Genomic DNA, 17,356 nt, shown 5'->3' on the forward strand with positions numbered 1-17,356 from the left:
TGCCAATTGTCCTGGCTGGTACATGATCCGGTGTCGCCACGCAGCCAATAAAGGGTCGCCCGGTAAAGCGCCGTGGTCCTGGTGCAGTGCAATCCACGAAGTTTCTCGTAGGCCCATTTCCAACCGTGCTTAGCTGCGCTGCTCATCTCAATGTCCCTATCGTGGCCATCCTTTTCCGAAATGGTAGCAGCTAAATAAAAAATCGGATCCAACTGATTTAGGGCGTCAATAAATTGTCCACGTCCCACGTGGGTGCGTTCTTTTTCCTCAACAAATTACCCTGTTACTCTGCAGCAGCGACGGCTGTGGGCGAGGCGTCCTTCGCTGGTCAGCTCGATTCGGCGATGTCATCGTCGAGGGTCTCGGCCGGCGATTCCTCTTGCCCGGGCAGTTCGGTGATCACACTGAAGTCGCTGACTTCGACCGCGCCCGATCCATACCCCAGCAGATGGAAAGAGAACGCCTTGCGCGACTGCGGATTGGGGAAGCTGAAATCCATCTCCAGTGGCTGGTCAACCGTGACGAGCATTTCGCTGGGCAGGCCCAATTGCACATCCTGTTCAAGCTCCTTGGTCTTGAGCTGGATGTAGGCGTTCTGATGTGGATCGACCGAGCGCACGGTCAGGCGCACTCGGGTGTGTGAGCCTTTGGGCATTTCAAGGTACTGCGCGCCGATCAGGTTGTCGGCCCAGTCATCCTTTATCTGCGCCTGGAGAGGAATGATGGTCGGGCTGCCGAACTGGTAGTGCAGGCTCAGCGGTGTCTGCAACAGGGTGTGATCCAGGGCCGCGGCGCGTGCCGCGATCTGCCGCGCACGCTTGCCCCCGTATTGACCGGTCAAGGTGGCACGTTCGGCGATGAAGCCCTCGCTGGCGTAATACCGGCAGCGCTGTTGAAAGTCGCACTCGGTGAAGGTGCCCTGGCCATCGTGGTAGCGCAGCTTGCCGTTGGTGAACGACATGATCTCGCGGCCGGTATCGTACTGGCGAAACAGCGAGCGACCGCTCAGGGTCGCAGGGATCGGCAACGCGAAGTAATCGAGGATCGAGGTGCTGAGGTCGACATGGCCGTAGACCCCGGTCTTGATCTGCGGCAGCTGCTCTTGCTCGGGTGCCAGTGTCAGGTTGAAGCCCCAGGAGGACGCGAGGCGCACGCCGTCGATGCCGTGGGATTCGTCGGACGTGATCACCACCAGGGTGTCCTTGAGGACGCCCTGGCGTTCCAGGCCGCCGAGGAATTGCCCAAGGGCATCGTCCAGGTAACCCACGGCGGCTTGCTTGGCGGTGTCATAACGCTGCAAATAGTCGTCCGGGGCCGAGTAGGGCTGGTGCGTGCCGACGGTCAGCAGCGTCAGCATCCACGGCTTTTTGTTTTTCTCCAGCTGGCCGACGTAGTCCAGCGCGCCTTCGAAAAAGGCCTTGTCATCCTTGCCCCACGGGAAGTCGAGGTAGGACGCATTGGTGAACCATTCCAGGCCATGGGTCGCGTCGAAGCCGATGTGCGGCATGATCTTGTCTTTGGCCATGAAGCGCAGCCCGGCGCCCTGAAGGTAGTGGGTGGAGAAGCCATTCTTGCGCAATTGTGCCGGCAGGCAGGCCTGATTGCGTTCGCTCTGGGTCAGCATCTCGACGCCTTTGGGGGTGCCATCGTCGAGCTTGTCGTAATCGCCGCAGAGCATCGCATACAGGCCACGAATGGTCTGGTGGTTGTGCAGCACGTAGTCCGGCGTGTTCATGCCCCGTTGCGCCCACTGGCTGAGATGGGGCATCAGGTTCTCTTGATAACTGCTGTGCAGGGCCTGGCGGTTGACCCCGACATAGGCGCCGGGAATGCCTTCCAGGGCAATGATCAATACGTTGCGTGCACGTCCCGGGGCTGCCAGCAGTCTTTGGCCGGTCAGGTCGAGCTCGGTGAGTCCTGCCATCTGCGGGGCGACATCGATCTCGTCACCTTCCAGCCAGTCTTGCGCGCGCGCTTGAACCTCGCCCACGCCGGCGGCCAGCACCTGGTGCGGCAAGTTGAACACGTGCCACTGGTCGGCATCGGTCGGTTGCAGGTGTTGCGCACCCCAGTGAGCGATCAACAGCAACAGTGGCACGGACCAGGCATGACGGGGCAAGCGCGGTGCAGGTGTGCCAGTGCCCGGCCAATGGGTGCACAGCCACGCAATCAGTCCCAGCAGCAAGGTGCCGGCTAACCAGGGTTGAGCGAATCCGCCGCCGGTGGAGTTTTCCAGAAACTGCGGATCGATCAGGTAATGCAAGTCCGAGAGGGTGGGCAGCCGGCCGACCGCGCTGACCAGTTCGGCGGTCGCCACGGTCATGAGGCCCCAGGCCAGCAATATCGGCAGGGCCAGCCACCAGGGGCGACGGTGCAGGACCACGATGAGCAGGCTCGCAATGCACAGGTCCGACAGGTAGCCATGTGGATTCGACCAGCCCAGCGCTGCACGCAGGCACAGGGGCATGATCAGAACCAGTCCGATGAGGGCGATGAGACGTGCGTAGGGGTGTCGTAACCAGTGACGGATGATGTTCACAAAAGTTCTTCCAGACATTAAAGCTTCATACCAGTGTGCTGGATGGTACCAACTGGCGACAAAACTGGCCCGGGTATCAATGGGTGGAGGCGGTTTTGAGCGGGTGACGGGTCTGAATATTGTTTGACATAAAGTGTCAGAGCGATCGCAACGCTAACTGCACGCCGCGCTGACCGCTTTCGCGGCGCGTTTCAGTTCCTGTCTGACGTCGGCCGGTATCCGCCGTTTCATGGGGCGCTGGTCAAGGAATATCTGCTCGCCTCGAGCATTGATCTCCGCGTCGATACCCGCTGCCTGGGCTTCGATGGAGGCTGCGTGAGCTTCTATCACCCGGTTGACCTCGGCTTCATTGGTCGCCGCGTCGAGGGCATCGATCAAGGCCGCCACTTTGGCTTCCTCATCCTTGGCATACTCTTCTACCGACAATCCGGCGGCCAACGCACGTGCGCGGATTTCCACGCTTTTGAGCGCCTGCTTGGCTTCGCTGCACTGCGCGTCCTGTTTGCGGTGTTCGACGGTGTTCCACTGGATGAGTCCATAGGTCAGCGCTCCGATCACCGCGACGGCGATACCACCCATCAGGGTTCGCTTCATCGTTGCACCGGCGAGCGGCTGGGGAGTGAGGGTTCTTTTTGCATCGCTTCAACTCTACTCGAGGAGATGAAAGCGTAGCATCGGAACCGGCCGCCCCCCGGTTGACCGTCGGGTATTGGTGAAGCAAAAAGTTGAGTGTTTCAGCGGTGTTACGACTGTAACGCTGATGTCTCCAGCAAGTCGTTCACATCGGCCAGGGTCGGTGCATGGGCGCCGGCATGGCGGCACGACAGGGAGGCGCAGGCTGCAGAAAATCGCAAGCGTTCGCGCACGTCGCCAATGCCGAGCAAGTCCGATGCAAGCCAGCCGGCCATGCACGCGTCGCCTGCACCGACCGTATCGGCCACGGTCACCGGGATCGCCGGTTGCTCGTACTGGCTGTCGGGGGTGTGAAGCAGCATGCCATGCTCACCTCGGGTGAACAGGATTTCGGCCATGGGATTAAGCGCGCGCAGCTCGTCCAGTGCCTGGTGTTCGCTCAAGCCTGGGTAAATGTGCCGAAGGTCTTCGTCGGACAGCTTGATCATGTCGGCCAGGGCGGTCATCGTCGGGAAGGTCTGTTCGCGATAATGACTGTCCATCAAATTGCGCCAGTTCGGGTCAAAGCTGATTCGTTTGCCGGCGCCCTTGGCTTGCTCGGCGAGTTTTACCAGGCGGTCTCCCAGGGGCTGGCGAGCCAGGCTGATGCAGCTGAAATGACACACTTGCGCCTGCTCGATCCAGCCTGGCGGCAGCAGGTCCGGCTCAAAAAACAGATCGGCCTCCCCGGCAAAAAAATAGCGCGGAGGGCGGCTCGACGGGACGATGGCGACCAGGGGATCGCGGTTCACTCGCTGTAAAAATCGCAGATCCAGACCTGCCGCTTGCGACTGCCTGGCGATCTCGTCGCCCAAGGAGTCGGTGCTGACGGATCCGGCGAAGGCGCTGCCGACGCCCAGGCGACTCAGTGCGCGTGCCACGTTCCAGGGCGCACCGCCCGGATAGCCTTGCCATTGTCCGGGGGTACCCTGGACAAGGTCGGTCAGGGCTTCGCCAAATACGATTGCGCGAGGCAATACCATGGTCATTTCCTCAATTTTTCCTGGAGTGATGGCTGTTGGCTGATCAGGGGGCGATCACCGGACACCACTCGATCAATGGGCTGTGGTGAACGGAAGGGCGGGATGAACAGCGTTGCGGTTGAACAGCGTCATTGCCGTGGCGCGACGATATTCGCTCGGAGTCTGGTCCATTTCGATCCGGAAATGCCGGTTGAAGTTGGAGAGATTGGCGTAACCCACCTCAAAACAGATGTCGGCCACCGACATCTGTGTCTGCAACAACAGCCTGCAGGCGCGTTGAACCCTGAGCTTGCGCATGAGATCGATGAAGCCATGACCGGTAATCCTTTTGAAGAAGCGCGAAAACCCTGGCTCGCTCATGTCCAGGCGTTGAGCGATGACCGACAGCCGAGGGTCGCCTGTCAGCTCAGTCAGCAGATAGTCGAAGGCCTTGTTGATTCGCTCGGAACTGCGGTCATCCAGGGTCGGCAAATAGCAGGCACTGGCCAACAAGTGCGCCTCCTGCGTGGGCGCTTTGCTCAGCGTGTTGATCAGCTGCAGGAAGAGGATCAGGCGTTCGAGCCCTTGCGCGGGACCTATGGCTTCGAGCAATCGAGCAGCCTGGACGGCCGTTGCCCCGGTAAACTCCAGGCCGCGACGGGCCCGTGCAAACAGGTCCTGCAACTCACCCAGCTCAGGCAGGGTGGCGCGCAAGGCCAGGAGGGCTGCACCGTCGAACTGCAGCACCACATCGCGTCCGGCCAGGTATTCACCGGGTGCCAGGTCGCCTATCCAGTCATGGGGCAGGTCGGGGCCGATCAGCGCGACATGACCTGCGCCAAACGCACCGATGTAGTCGCCGGCGACCAGCTTGCCGCTGCCTTGGCGGATCAGATGAATCTCGAATTCAGGATGATGGTTCCAGCGAGCCAGGGAGTAGGGGTAGTCGTGTTCGTACCAGCGAAAGCAATGATCGGGCTCAGGGAGAATGACCTCCAGCTCGGCGGGTCGCTGTTCGAACAGAGCGGCTCGGCTACCAGGCATGGCATGCCCCTTTATTGTTATTTGATCTTCGTGTGTGACCAACATACCTCCTCTGGGCGGGTTGCCGCTAGCACCGCTATTGCACCACGACTGATACTTTTTTGACTTCGGGGCTGCTTTGCAGCCTGTGGTTAAAAAAGTATCGGTCGAGCATCCGCCATGCATTTGTACGGGGCTTTTCAAGGTGCTGTAATCGAGTCGTCCACTAATGCGGTTCGGCCCATTCCCGAGTTCAAGGCGATCGGCATGGGCAAGCCTGCGAACCCGATATTCAAAAAAAACGGATGAACAATCAATGAAACGACTGCAAGGTAAAAGTGCACTGGTGACCGGATCGGCCCGCGGCATAGGACGAGCCTTCGCCCAGGCCTATATCAACGAAGGCGCAACGGTCGCCATCGCCGACATCAACCTGGAGCGAGCCCAGGCCACGGCCGACGAATTGGGGCCAAACGCCTACGCCGTGGAAATGGACGTGACCGACCAGGCGTCCATCGATAACGCCATTGCTGCCGTCATCGAGCAGACAGGCAAGCTGGACATCCTGATCAACAACGCCGCGTTGTTCGACCTTGCACCCATTGTCGACATCACCCGCGACAGCTTCGAACGTCTGTTTTCGATCAACGTCGCCGGAACCCTGTTCACCCTGCAGGCCGCGGCGCGCCAGATGATCCGCCAGGGGCATGGCGGCAAGATCATCAACATGGCCAGTCAGGCGGGGCGCAGGGGAGAGGCGCTGGTAGGGGTTTATTGCGCAACCAAGGCCGCGGTTATCAGCCTGACGCAATCAGCCGGCCTGGGCTTGATCAAGCACGGGATCAATGTCAACGCCATCGCACCAGGTGTGGTGGATGGCGAACACTGGGATGGCGTCGATGCCATGTTCGCCAAATTCGAGAACCGGCCACTGGGGGAAAAGAAAAAGCTCGTGGGGCAGGAAGTGCCTTTTGGCAGAATGGGTACGGCTGAAGATTTGACGGGGATGGCCATTTTCCTGGCATCGTCCGAGAGCGAGTATGTGGTGGCGCAGACCTACAATGTCGATGGTGGTAACTGGATGAGTTGAAAAATGTAGGAGCGAGCTTGCTCGCGAAAAACCCGAGGACGCTGCGGGGCGTCAGGCTGGTCGCGTTATCGTTGACGACCTTCGCGAGCAAGCTCGCTCCCACAGGGTTTGGGGGTGTTTACACAATCGTGTTCACACCAAAAATCCAATGTAGGAGCGAGCTTGCTCGCGAAAAACCCGAGGACGCTGCGGGGCGTCAGGCTGGTCGCGTTATCGTTGACGACCTTCGCGAGAAAGCTCGCTCCTACAGGGGATTTGCGCTGTTCGCTGCTACGCCAACCCGCCCGGGATCGTCGCTGCAGCTCAGGTTATCGACCGATACGACAAACAAGGCGACGCAGGACCCGATACCTGAGCATGTCGCGCACTGACCGAGACGTCACTGTGATGGGCCAGTTCGGCAAGCGGGATATGGCAGCGGATGAAACCACTCTGCGTCATCTGCGGCGCAGGGCGACGCTCTGCGCACAGGCTGCCGACCTGCCGCGGACAACGACCCGCCAGCGGGCAACCGTTTCCGGCCATGGAAGGCGCGTCTGGCATCGCCGGCGGTTTCGGCACGTAATCATCCTTGCGCAGTCCCGGGGCCGCCAGCAGGAGCATTTCGGTATAGGGATGCAAGGGCGAATTGAACAGCGCATCGGTATCGACCATCTGCATCAATTCGCCGCGATAGAGTACCGCGACCCGATCGGCCAATTGCCGCACGACCGCCAGGTCATGCGAGATGAACAGCATCGCGACCGCATGCTGCTCCTTGAGCGCCAGGAGCAATTCGACAATTTTCGTCTGCACCGATACATCCAGCGCCGAGAGGATTTCATCGCAGATCAGCAGCTTCGGATTGACCAGCAGCGCACGCGCAATAGCGACCCGTTGGCGCTCGCCGCCGGACAGCTGTTCGGGGAAACGATTGAGATAGCCCGCATGCAGACCGACACTTTCCAACGCCGTCTCAAGGGTGGCGGGGGTCGATTCGATCGCGAAATGCTGCAGCGGTCGCTCGAGGATGGCCCGGACACTGCGACGCGGATTGAGTGAGGCATCCGGGTTCTGGAAAATGTATTGAATCTCTCGCAACTGCTGCACCGACCTGCCGGCGAGCGTAGGCTCCAACCTATGCCCGTCAACACTGATGGTGCCCGACTTTGGCGCCAGTCGACCGCTGATGGCGCGAGCGATCGTCGACTTGCCACTGCCCGACTCACCGACCAAGGCCACGATCTCACCGGCGCGCAGTTCGAGATCGATATCCCGTGCGATGGGCACCGTTCGTTTGCCCAGCCACTGCGTGAACCACCCGGACTGCGCGTAGGACAGCGAGAGGTTATCCACCGATAACACAGGTGTCGACTGCCGTTCCGGTTGCAAGGCAATGGACGCCGACGCCGGTGAGTGTTGCGTGTCGGCCAGCTCGGACCAGCGCATGCAGGCCACGGATTGCCCGTCGGTCACGGGCACCAGCACTTGCGGTGTCGAACGACACTTTGCCGTCGCAAAGTCGCAGCGGGGCTCGAATTTGCAGCCCTCGGCCATTTGATCCCGCCGCAGCATGCCGCGCAGGCCGCGACCCCTGGCATGACCCTGGAGCATCGACGGGATCGAGGCGATCAGCCCGCGCGAATAGGGATGGGCAGGGTGCGCCAGCAACTGCGCGCAAGGCGCTACTTCTACCAGCTGGCCGGCATACATGACGCCGATGCGGTCGGCAATTTGCGCCAGCAGGGCCAGGTCATGGGTGACGTAGAGCATGGCCATGCCGATGCGGCTTCTCAGGTCCGACAACAACCGGATGATCTGGCGTTGGGTGGTGACGTCCAGTCCGGTGGTCGGTTCGTCGAGCACCAGCAGGTCCGGGTTGCAGGACACCGCCATGGCAATCGTGACGCGTTGCTGCTGGCCGCCTGACAACTCATGGGGATAGCGCCGACTGACATCGGGCAGACCGACCAGGGCAAACAGTTCCGTGATGCGGTTCTCCATGGAGATCCCGTCGGGCAGTGCGCGGTGGGTCAGGATCATCTCGCGAATCTGCTGGCCGACCCGCATGCCAGGGCTCAATGCGGTCGTCGGATTCTGGGGGACCAGGGCGATGCGGTTGCCGCGCAGGTCTGCCAGCGATCGGGCGTCGAGCTGCAGAAGGTCTGTGCCTTCAAATAACACCTGACCGGTCTGCACGCGGCTGTTGGCGGCGCCATAGCCGAGCAGCCGATAGGCCACGGTGGATTTGCCGCAGCCCGATTCCCCAACGAGACCGAAGGCCTCGCCGGGGGCGATTTCAAGGCAAACCCCTTCCACGACATCGGTCCATCCGGTTTGTCCGCCGTAGGCGATGCCGAGGTTTCGAATCTCGATCAGCTGAGTCATGGTTGCAACCCCTTTATTGTTGTTCATGCGCCGACCACCGACCGTTGGCCGAGCATTCTCGACAGGCCATCGGTAAACAGGTTGAGGCCGACCACCAGGGAGGCAAAGCCCAGGCCAGGGCCGAAGACCGTCACCGGTGAGGCGATCAACAGGCCACGGTTCTCGCTGATCATCAGGCCCCATTCGGGGGTCGGCGGCCGGATGCCGAAACCGAGGAACCCGAGCGCGCCGATCAGGATGGGCGCATAGCTGATGCGCAACGAGAACTCGACCAGCAACACGTTGGCGGTGTTGGGCAGGATTTCCCTGCGCACGATGGACCAGGTGCTCTCCCCTCGAAGTTCAGCCACCGCCACGTATTCGCGGATCGCGATTTCCATCGCGGCCGCCCGGGCAATTCGGGCAATGCGCGGGGTGTAGACCAGCCCGACCACCAACACGATAAGTGCCGGCTCGCCAGCAAGGGCAGGGCCTGCGGCAATGATCGTCACCAGCGCCAGGGCGAGAAACGGGATACTGATCATGGCTTCGACCAGACGCTGCACGATCTCGTCGAACAGACCGCCGAGATAGCCCGACACCAGTCCGAGCACCGTGCCGGCGACCATCCCCAGCGTGGTGCCTGCCAGGGCCAGCAGCAAAACGATGTGCGCCCCGTACATGAACCGGCTGAGGACATCGCGGCCGATCTGATCGACCCCCATCGGATGCAGCCACGACATGCCGGAGAGCGGGATGCCGGTGCCCATTTGCGCAAAACCGTAAGGTGTCCAGAACACGCCGATAAGGGCAAACAGCACGTGTGCGGCGAGAATGATCGATCCGACCTTGAACGAGCCGGGCATCGCCAGCCACCGTCCGGGCCAGGTGGAGAGCGCAGGCGTGCGCCATCCGGACATAACGTTGGTCAGGCTCATCGGCTGGTCCTCAGGCGTGGTTGAAGTAATACGGCGCCAATGTCCGCCACCAGGTTGGCGGCGATGTAGACAGCGGCACTGATCATCACGGTGGCCTTGATCAACGGCAGGTCACGCAACTGCAAGGCATCGATCAGCAGCGTGCCGAACCCGGGATAGGAGAACACCCGCTCGACGATGACCACGCCGCCGATCAGGAAGCCCAGGTTGAGGGCCGTGATATTGAGCGCCGGGACAATGGCATTGGGCATGGCGTGGCGCCAAAGCACGGCATAGGGTCGCAAGCCTTTTAGTTCGGCGAGGCGCACATAATCCGAGCGCAGCACCTCGATCAGGCTGTCGCGCAGCACCCGGATGGCGTACACCGCCATGATGATGGCCAGGGTCACCGCCGGCAGGATCATCGCCCGCAGATTGTCCAGCCAGCTGCCGGCCTCGGAAACCGTCGCCAGCGCGGGCAGGATCGGCAGGGCCACGGCGAAGATGAACAGCAGTATCGTCGCCAGCAGAAAGTCGGGCAGCGACAACAGCACCAGCGTCACCACCGAAATAACGTGGTCGACCTTGCTGCCGCGGTGTGTGGCTTGAATGACGGCCGGCACGATCGCCAACACCAGGTACATGGCAAAGGCCAGCAGCGACAGCAACAGCGTATTGATGATGCGCGGGCCGAGTACGTCGGCAATCGGGCGGCCGGTTGCAATCGAGACCCCGAGATTGCCGTGCAGCAGATCGCCCAGCCAATGCAGGTACCGGCTGAAGGCGGGGTCACCCAGATGCAGTTGTTCGCGAAGCACTTCCAGTGCCTTGGCGGTGGCGTCGCGTCCCAGGATACGGGTCGCCACATCGCCCGGCAGGGCTTCGAGAATCAGGAAGATCACGAGCGAGACGAGCAGCAGCGTGACGGCCGATAGCGCGACCCTGCTGATGACAAGCCGAAGAATGCTCATTTCGAGTTATCCCTCTGAGTGGTCAAGGTTGAGTCCGAGGCCATCCGGTCAGGCGTAAAGGCTGCATCGGTCTCGAGATCGCCTTGCCACACGTACAGCAGTACCAGGGGGCTGTCCCCCGCGAGTGTGGCATGGGGTATCCATGACGGATGATGGATGATTTCACCGGCCTTGCGTAATGACCATGCGTCGTCCCCCGTGCGCCATGACGACGGGCCCGTGACGGTGTAGTAGATTTCATCCGCCGGGTGGCTATGCAATGGATAGTGGGTGTCGGGGCCCAGGAGCATCAGCCCGAAGGAGATATGCGCATCCTTCATCAGCGCCGGTGGTCCGCTGTCGGGCCCACAGATCACGCCATAGCCGTAGTTGTTGCCGAAGTCCGCGCTGGGCGGCGCCGCCAGGTAGCTCTCGCTGCGAGTCAGGTGGATCGCGGGCATAAGGTCCGCGAGCGCCCTGGCCAGTTCGCAATCGGCGGTATAAGCCTGCAGCTCGGCTTCACAACGTGTCTGCACCGGCACGCGTGCGGCAGGCACGGCCTGCAGGGTCGACAGGCCCGATTGCAACAGGCGCAGCCGTTCTGCATGGGATCGTGCGACGGGCTGATCATCGCGATCCAGCGCGTCGGCGAAGCATTGAAGAAATCTGGACAGATAAGGGAGCGTCATGCGCACAGCCTCCTCCCCGGAGCCAGCGGGCTCCGTGGAATGGATTGGATTGAAGTCGGGCGAGGGAGCAGGGCGGCTACTTGGCGCAGCCCAGCTCGGCATAGTTGATGCGGTTCACGTCGACGTTCGGCGAATAGCCGGTACACCCTTTGCGCAGGCCGGCCACCACCGAGGAGAAGACCGGAAGGATCATCCCGCCCTCTTGCGCGACCATGCGCTGGGCATCGCGGTACAGCTGGTTGCGCTCTTGCTCGTTCGAGGTTTGCCCGGCCTTGACCACCAGCGCGTCGAAATCCGCCCGCTTCCAGTGCGTCTCGTTCCATTCCGATCCGCTGTTGAGCGACAGCGTCAAGGCTTCCGCCGGCGGACGCGCACTGGTGTACGAAATCACCGCCGGTTTCTTCAGCCAGATGGTGTCCCAGTAACCTTCGGCCGGCGAGGTGATGACATTCACTTTGATGCCGGCGGCGGCTGCCATCTGGGCATAGACCTGGGCCAGCAACAGCATGCCGGGGTAGGAGTCGGACGTATAAAGATCGAACGCGATGCCATCGGGATGACCCGCCTCGGCCAGCAAGGCCTTGGCCCGTTTGATGTCGGCGGCTTTCGGTGGGGTGTTCAGGCTCAGCGGTGAGCTGGGGGGTATCGGTGTGTCGCCACCCACTTCGCCGTAGCCCAACAGCACGGTATCAAGGATGGTTTGCCGATCCATGACCAGCTTCAAGGCCTCACGCACCCGGACGTCATCGAAGGGCGCCGTGTTGGTCCAGACCGCCAGGTACAGCGAGGTGGCACCCGGTGTTGCGACCAGATCGACCGCCGGATTGCCTTTGAGCGTGATCAGGCTGGCCGGATCGACGACCAGCGACAGATCGACCGAGCCCGACAACAGTGCCGACAGGCGCGAAGTCGCTTCGAGACTGGTGGTGATCTCAAGGCAATCCGCTTTCGGCAGGCCGGCCTGCCAGTAAGCGGGATTGCGCCGCATGACCCGCACAGGACCGTTGGTGGTAAAGGTTTGCTGCATGAAAGGCCCGGTCCCGTTGCCCTTGGTCCGCAGGTCTGCACCCTTGGCGCCTTCTGGAACCATCAATGCATATTTGGTGGCGATCAGCATGGGCAGCTCGACCACCGGCGATTTGACCTTGAAGCGCACGGTATGCTGGTCGACCGCGGTGATACCGGCAGGGTCGAGGAAGGAGAGGGTGGAAAATCCACCGGGGGAGATGGCCGGGTCGAGCAGGCGACGATAGGAATAGACCACATCTGCCGCATCGAAATCGGATCCGTCGTGGAACTTCACCCCTTCGCGCAGATGGAAGGTCCATTCGGTGGCGTCCGCGTTGGATGCCCACGATTGCGCCAGGACCGGAATCGGCTGCATGGTATTGCTGCGGTCGACCAGGGGTTCATAGACGGCGCGGATATGGTAAACACTGTCGGTGCCGATCAACGCGGCCGGGTCCATCGTTTGCTTCTCGCCGTCCGATTCGTACCCCAGCACGCGCACGCATTTTTCTGCGGCCGAGACAGTGGGTGGCGACAAGAAACAGGCTCCGAAAGCAAGCGCAAAAGCTGAGGTTGCAAGCAAACAACGGTTCATTTCAGTGCCCCTGGTTTATTTTTATGGACCGAGTATGAAATTGCCTTACCCCCCAGGCAAACGAGTATATTTAACCCCCGCTTGAATTTTTTTAACGTCGCGAGCAAGCATGATTTCGAGATCGCTTCCCCCCCTGTCGACGCTGAAAGTCTTCGAATCCGCTGCGCGCTTGCGAAGCTTCAAAAGTGCCGCCGAGGAGCTGAGTCTTACCCAGTCGGCCATCAGTCACCAGATCGCTTCGCTGGAGCGCTACCTTGGGACAGCGCTGTTTTGCCGGTTACCCGGTCGGGTGGAGCTCAACGAAAAGGGCGAACTGTACTTTCCGGTGATCCAGGACGCCCTCGATCGCATCGCGCTCACCACCGACCTCATTCGCGAAAAGCAGACTCAGACGTCCCTGACCGTGCAGGTCTATGTCACCGTGGCCGTCCGCTGGCTTATCCCCAGACTGCAGAAGTTCAAGCAAGCCTCGCCCGAGATTGCTGTCAGCCTGGATGCGAGCCTGCTGGATTGGGAGTTCAATCCCGCTCGTGCCGACGTCGGGATCATCTACACCCGTACACCGGATCGGCCGAACCTGACCTATACGCTGTTGCGCCAGGAGCGGCTGGTGGCGGTCTGCTCAAAGGACATGGCCAAGACCATTGCGACGCCTGACGATCTGCGCCAGGTCCCGTTCCTGGCGATTTCCGGGGCCACTGAAGACTCCTCGATCTGGGCCCGGAGTATCGGCCTGCCCAACCCCCTGCAAAAAAACGCGCCGCGGTTCGACAGCTGTTTACTGGCGATTGAAGCAGCGATCAGCGGACAAGGGGTGGTGGTGGTTCCCGAATTCCTGGTCGAGGCCGATCTGCGCCTGGGCAGTCTGGTCATTCCCGCGCAAACGGACGTCATGCAGCCCGGAGGCTGGTATCTCGCCTATCTTCAACGGCGTGGCCATGAACAGCCGATCAGACGTTTTCTTGACTGGATACAGACGCAATAACGCGGATCACTGTGATCGAGCGACTCGCGTGGGTGTGGGGCAAGTGATGGCGGTGTCCTCTGCGTGTCATCCAGGTCTGCCCGGAGGGTTCCAGGGGGTTGCCTGGGTGCTGCGCCAAAACGACGCCTCTGGCTAATAAATCGAAACTTCGAAGTCAGCGCGACTGTCCAGACCCTTACACCTCTCGGGGCAATACTTCGGTGGCCGTCCTCGGGAATGCTCTGCGCATCGGTGAACGGCGAGGATCGACATGACAACGACAGTGGGTGATTTTCTGGTTGAGCGACTCAGCCAATGGGGCGTCACGCGGATTTTTGGTTATCCGGGGGACGGCATCAATGGGGTCTTCGGCGCGTTGAGCCGTGCCGGGGGCAAGATCGAATTCATTCAGGCCAGGCATGAAGAAATGGCCGCCTTCATGGCCTCGGCCCATGCCAAATTCACTGGCGAGCTGGGCGTGTGCATCGCCACTTCCGGTCCTGGCGCCTCGCATCTGATCACCGGGCTTTATGACGCGCGCATGGATCACATGCCGGTGTTGGCGATCGTCGGGCAACAGGCGCGTGCGGCACTCGGCGGCCACTATCAGCAAGAGTTGGACCTGTTGTCGATGTTCAAGGACGTGGCGGGTGCGTTCGTGCAGCAGGCCTCGGCACCGGCGCAAATCCGGCACCTGGTCGACCGGGCGGTACGCACGGCGATCGGCGAACGTCGGGTGACGGCGATTATCCTGCCAAATGACCTGCAGGACGCCGAGTACCAGGCACCGGCCAGGGCACACGGCACGGTGCATTCCGGCGTCGGTTACAGCAAACCGAAAGTGGTGCCTTATGAGGCCGACCTGCAGCGCGCGGCGGATGTCCTGAATGCAGGTGAAAAGATCGCCATTCTGGTCGGCGCCGGGGCATTGGGCGCGACCGATCAGGTGATCGCGGTGGCTGAAAAGCTCGGTGCCGGGGTGGCCAAGGCGCTGCTGGGCAAGGCCGCTCTGCCGGATGACTTGCCCTGGGTCACGGGCAGCATCGGTTTGCTTGGTACCGAGCCCAGTTACAAGCTGATGATGGAATGCGACACCTTGCTGATGATCGGCTCGGGGTTCCCGTACTCCGAATTTCTCCCCAAGGAAGGGCACGCACGCGGGGTGCAAATCGATCTGCAGCCCGACATGCTCAGCTTGCGTTATCCCATGGAAGTCAACCTGGTGGGCGATGCGGGCGAGACGCTCGCGGCACTGGCGCCCTTGCTTGAGCAGAAGACATCGCGCCGATGGCGCAAAAAGGTCGAAGGCTGGCGCAGTGCCTGGGAGAAAACCCTGGAGAAGCGCGCCCTGATGAAAGCCAAGCCGATCAATCCGCAGCGTGTGGTGTATGAACTGTCCCCACGCCTGCCTGAGCTTGCCATCATCACCAGCGATTCGGGTTCGTGCGCCAACTGGTACGCCCGCGATCTGAAGATTCGCCGGGGCATGAAGTGTTCGCTCTCTGGCGGGCTGGCGTCCATGGGCGCCGCCGTTCCCTACGCGATTGCGGCCAAATTCGCCTACCCGCAACGTACCGTGATTGCCCTGGTGGGCGATGGCGCGATGCAGATGAACAACATGGCCGAGCTGATCACCGTCGCCAAGTATTGGCGGCAATGGGACAGCCCCAAATGGATATGTGCCGTGTTCAACAATGAAGACCTCAATCAGGTCACCTGGGAGCAGAGGGTGATGCAGGGCGATCCCAAATTCGAGGCTTCGCAGAACATTCCCGACGTGCCCTATCACCTGTTCGCCATTTCGATCGGGCTCAAGGGGATCTTCGTCGATCGCGAAGAGGACGTGGCCGCTGCCTGGGACAAAGCGCTGGCGTCGGACGTTCCCGTGCTGATCGAATTCAAGACTGACCCCGATGTCCCGCCGTTGCCGCCGCACATCAAGCTTGAACAGGCGAAAAAGTTTGCCTCGACCCTGCTCAAAGGCGACCCGGACGAAGCGGGGGTGATCGTGCAAACCGCCAAGCAGGTGCTGGGCGCCGTGCTGCCGCGCGGCTCGAAGAAGTAGCACTGACACACCGCTTGCCTGTTACACCCCTGGCCCAGGCCTGCGGAACTCACTTCCACACTGCCGCCATGGGCTTCGGCCAGTTGCCTCACCAACGACAGACCGATCCCCAGCCCATCCCGTTGATGGGTCGCATGCTGGTTGGCAGCCTGGCCAAACAGTTCAAACACTTCGCTGATGCTCTGCGCACTCAAGCCTGCGCCGCTGTCCTTGACGTCGAGCCGGGCCATGCCGCCCTCGCGACCGGCAATCAACTGGATCTGGCCGCCTGCCGAGGTGAATTTCAGCGCATTGTTCACCAGGTTCCAGATGATCTGTTCCACTCGGGTCGGGTCGGCATTGATCATCAGCGGGTGCCCCGCGTCGGGCAGGCGCAGGCTGACGTTGATGCCTGCAGCGTCATTTATGACGACGGCGTGGATGTCTTGCAACGCTTGGCACAAATCCATGGTGGCCAGCTTGAGTTTGAGTTTGCCCGTGCGTATGCGCGCCACATCCAGCAGGTCGTTGATGATGCGTGCCTGACTGTTGACGGCGTCACAAATGGTGTCGACCGCCTTGGCCGCGGGGGCCAGGGATTTGGTCACGGGCAGGCGACGCAACAGTTCCGCGTTGAGCTGGATCAGATTGAGCGGGTGCTTGAGCTCATGGGACATGACGGCAAAGAACTCGTCTTTGAGATGGCTGCTGATCTTTGTTTCAGCCAACTGCTGGTTTTGCTCTTCGTGCAAGCGTTTGTGGCCGGTCAGGTCCCGGGCAATTTTCACATAGCCCTTGAGATTCTCACCCTTGAGCCGCGTCACCTCACCGCTGCAGAAGAAGCGGCTGCCATCCTTGCGCAGGTGCCAGCGTTCATCCTGGCTGCGGCCATGGATACGCGCTGCCTGCAGTTCGCTTTCAGGCAGGCCGTTGGCGCGGTCTTCTGCGGAAAAAATGAAGTCGTAATAAGCACCTTCGGCCTCGGCCTTGCTGTAGCCGAAGATCAACTCGGCACCTTTGTTCCAGCTGGTGATGATGCCCAGTTCATCGAGGGTGATGATCGCGTAATCGCGGGTACTTTCGGCGACCAGGCGCATGCGTTCTTCGCCCAGGCGCAGCTCTTCTTCGGCGGCGCGACGTTTGCTGATGTCGATGAAGGTCAGCACGGTGCCGTCTATGTGGTCTTCGCTGGAGCGGTAGGGCAGCAGGCGCGCGATGTACCAGCGGTGTTCAGTGCTGCTGACTTCACGCTCGATCATGTTCAGCGATTCGAACACCTGCGCCGCATCAGTGGCCAGGTTGTCGTAATGCAAGCGGTGGGTGATGTCGAGCAACGAACGCCCGGTATCCACCGGCAACATATTGAAGATAAGTAGCAGCGCTACCTGTCTGATCAGGACGGCTCAGTGATTTAAGCGTAGTCCATTGGTTGATGAGCCGGTCTTGACGAGGAAGGTTTCGGGACGACTGGCGCTCATTCATGACAGAACCCGGCCGCATTGCCCCGAGGGGAGGAGCCGCGCCGGGGCCAGACATTCTTTAAACCTTCCGATGGCG

The 17,356-nt window shown here is 61.1% G+C and carries 12 protein-coding genes and 1 pseudogene; 3 read left to right on the plus strand and 10 right to left on the minus strand.

The genetic code is table 11. The features are described 5' to 3' along the window. Positions 1-328: 328 nt before the first annotated feature. The 4 genes from ACA062_RS12105 to ACA062_RS12120 form a co-directional block, all read right to left on the minus strand. Entirely contained in the window at positions 329-2,557 is a 2,229-nt protein-coding gene (locus ACA062_RS12105) for an LTA synthase family protein (RefSeq protein WP_497456567.1), read from the minus strand. 135 nt (positions 2,558-2,692) lie between these two features. Continuing rightward, on the minus strand, positions 2,693-3,133 hold the full coding sequence (locus ACA062_RS12110) for a hypothetical protein (RefSeq protein WP_497456568.1): 441 nt from the start codon (positions 3,131-3,133) through the stop codon (positions 2,693-2,695). Positions 3,134-3,282: 149 nt separating this feature from the next. Next, positions 3,283-4,194, minus strand: coding sequence for a carbohydrate kinase family protein (locus tag ACA062_RS12115; RefSeq protein WP_497456569.1), 912 nt, complete (start codon positions 4,192-4,194; stop codon positions 3,283-3,285). A 72-nt stretch (positions 4,195-4,266) separates the two neighbouring features. After that, entirely contained in the window at positions 4,267-5,217 is a 951-nt protein-coding gene (locus tag ACA062_RS12120; protein ID WP_497456570.1) for an AraC family transcriptional regulator, read from the minus strand. Positions 5,218-5,512: 295 nt separating this feature from the next. On the opposite strand from ACA062_RS12120, the gene ACA062_RS12125 reads away from it, so the two are divergent. Next, entirely contained in the window at positions 5,513-6,286 is a 774-nt protein-coding gene (locus tag ACA062_RS12125; RefSeq protein ID WP_497456571.1) for an L-iditol 2-dehydrogenase, read from the plus strand. Positions 6,287-6,589: 303 nt separating this feature from the next. On the opposite strand, the gene ACA062_RS12130 is transcribed toward ACA062_RS12125, so the two are convergent. From ACA062_RS12130 to ACA062_RS12150, 5 genes are all read right to left on the minus strand, one after another. Further along, positions 6,590-8,653 (minus strand): ABC transporter ATP-binding protein, encoded by a 2,064-nt coding sequence (locus tag ACA062_RS12130; RefSeq protein ID WP_497456572.1) that lies wholly within the window; start codon positions 8,651-8,653, stop codon positions 6,590-6,592. Positions 8,654-8,676: 23 nt separating this feature from the next. Continuing rightward, positions 8,677-9,570: an ABC transporter permease gene (locus ACA062_RS12135; RefSeq protein WP_497456573.1), complete on the minus strand. Its 894-nt coding sequence runs from the start codon at positions 9,568-9,570 to the stop codon at positions 8,677-8,679. Next, positions 9,567-10,520 (minus strand): ABC transporter permease, encoded by a 954-nt coding sequence (locus ACA062_RS12140; protein ID WP_497456574.1) that lies wholly within the window; start codon positions 10,518-10,520, stop codon positions 9,567-9,569. The genes ACA062_RS12135 and ACA062_RS12140 overlap by 4 nt, the downstream gene beginning before the upstream one ends. Next, positions 10,517-11,188 carry a dimethylsulfonioproprionate lyase family protein gene (locus ACA062_RS12145; protein WP_497456575.1) on the minus strand — a complete coding sequence of 224 codons (672 nt, stop codon included), beginning with the start codon at positions 11,186-11,188 and terminating at the stop codon, positions 10,517-10,519. The genes ACA062_RS12140 and ACA062_RS12145 overlap by 4 nt, the downstream gene beginning before the upstream one ends. 76 nt (positions 11,189-11,264) lie before the next feature. Beyond that, positions 11,265-12,734 (minus strand): ABC transporter substrate-binding protein, encoded by a 1,470-nt coding sequence (locus ACA062_RS12150; protein ID WP_497456576.1) that lies wholly within the window; start codon positions 12,732-12,734, stop codon positions 11,265-11,267. A gap of 166 nt (positions 12,735-12,900) precedes the next feature. Between ACA062_RS12150 and ACA062_RS12155 the strand changes: the two genes are divergently transcribed. Together ACA062_RS12155 and ACA062_RS12160 are read left to right on the plus strand one after the other, a co-directional pair. After that, the gene (locus ACA062_RS12155) at positions 12,901-13,776 is read left to right on the plus strand and encodes a LysR substrate-binding domain-containing protein (protein WP_497456577.1); all 876 of its coding nucleotides are present in this window, start codon (positions 12,901-12,903) and stop codon (positions 13,774-13,776) included. 250 nt (positions 13,777-14,026) lie between these two features. Then, complete coding sequence (locus ACA062_RS12160) at positions 14,027-15,820, plus strand: thiamine pyrophosphate-requiring protein (RefSeq protein ID WP_497456578.1); 1,794 nt, start codon at positions 14,027-14,029, stop codon at positions 15,818-15,820. Between the two features lie 23 nt (positions 15,821-15,843). Here ACA062_RS12160 and ACA062_RS12165 read toward each other — a convergent pair. Further along, positions 15,844-17,169: pseudogene (locus ACA062_RS12165) on the minus strand (PAS domain S-box protein); the annotation flags it as partial. Positions 17,170-17,356: the final 187 nt, after the last annotated feature.

The sequence above is a fragment of the Pseudomonas sp. LBUM1679 genome, assembly GCF_059695565.1.